This is a genomic window from Modicisalibacter radicis, from assembly GCF_900961225.1.
Lineage (GTDB): Bacteria > Pseudomonadota > Gammaproteobacteria > Pseudomonadales > Halomonadaceae > Modicisalibacter.
On sequence record NZ_CAAHFN010000108.1, the window covers coordinates 1 to 1,352 of the forward strand.

Here is a 1,352-nt window from a genome sequence, read left to right on the forward strand (position 1 = left end):
TAATGCCAGTCAGTTAAGCCTACCTTCAATAAGCTGATCATGAGACCTTTCCCTGTCAGGTACACTGACAGGGAAAGGTCCATGCATTTCAGCAATGCCATCGATGCCATTGCCAAGGTGGTGCCCGATGATTTCTCCAGCCTCTCCGAGGTGCTGTCGCCCGACCTGATCGATACCTGCCTCGAAGAAGCCGGCGTGGCCACGCTGCGCAAGCGCCGCTTGCCACTGGACATGGTGGTGTGGGCCGTTGTCGGGATGGCCTTGTTCCGCCATATCCCCATGGGGCAGATCGTCAATCACCTCGACATCATGCTGCCCGGCAAACGCCCCTTCGTCGCCCCCAGCGCCGTGGTGCAGGCACGCCAGCGGTTGGGAGTCGAGCCCATCAAACGCGTTTTCGAACAGACCCAAGCCCTGTGGCACCGGCAGACGCCGCATCCTCACTGGTGTGGTCTGACGTTGCTGGGCGTCGATGGCGTGGTCTGGCGCACGCCCGACTCTCCCGAGAATCAGGCCGCCTTTGCGCGCACCCGCCACGCCCAGGGAGAGGCAAGTTACCCGCAAGTTCGCATGGTGTGTCAGATGGAGTTGACCAGTCACCTGCTGACGGGCTCGGCCTTCGACAGCGTGGCGAAAAGCGAAATGGAGCTGACGCGCGATCTCATCGTCAGCACCCCGGATCACTCCCTGACTCTGTTCGACCGAGGGTTCTATTCGCTGGGCCTGCTGCATGCCTGGCAGAGCGCAGGCGAGCAACGCCATTGGCTCATTCCTCTGAAGAAGGGAACGCAGTATCAGGAAGAGTGCTCGCTGGGTCGGCAAGACCGCCTGGTGACCTTGACGGCGTCTCCTCAGGCGCGCAAGAAATGGCCGGACTTGCCGCCGACGATGACGGCGCGTCTGTTACGTCGCAAGGTGAACGGCAAGGAGGTCCAGATCCTGACCTCGATGACCGACCCGCTGCGCTTTCCGGCGGCAGATATTGTCGATCTCTACAGCCATCGCTGGGAAATCGAACTGGGCTACCGGGAAATGAAGCAATCCCTGTTGGGTAACCGCCTGACGTTGCGTAGCCGGACGCCGGAGATGGTCTTCCAGGAGCTCTGGGGCACCTTGCTGGCCTATAACCTGATTCGCTTCCAGATGGCCCGCATGGCCTATAGCCTAGAAGCGGTGCACCCGAACCAGCTCAGCTTCCACCAGGCCGCCCACTGGATCATCAAGGAGTTAACAGTCCTCCCCTGGGTCTCGCCGGGGCGTGTGCCCGGTGTGATCCAGTCGATGCTGGAGATGGCGCCTGCCTTCGTCTTGCCTGAGCGACGCGAGCGATCTTACCCCCGATCAGTCAGGCG

General features: G+C 61.4%; 1 protein-coding gene. It reads left to right on the top strand.

From position 1 onward, the window contains the following. Positions 1-81: 81 nt before the first annotated feature. The coding region (locus tag HR9077_RS18210) for an IS4 family transposase (RefSeq protein ID WP_136068725.1) at positions 82-1,352 on the top strand (1,271 nt) is incomplete at its 3' end.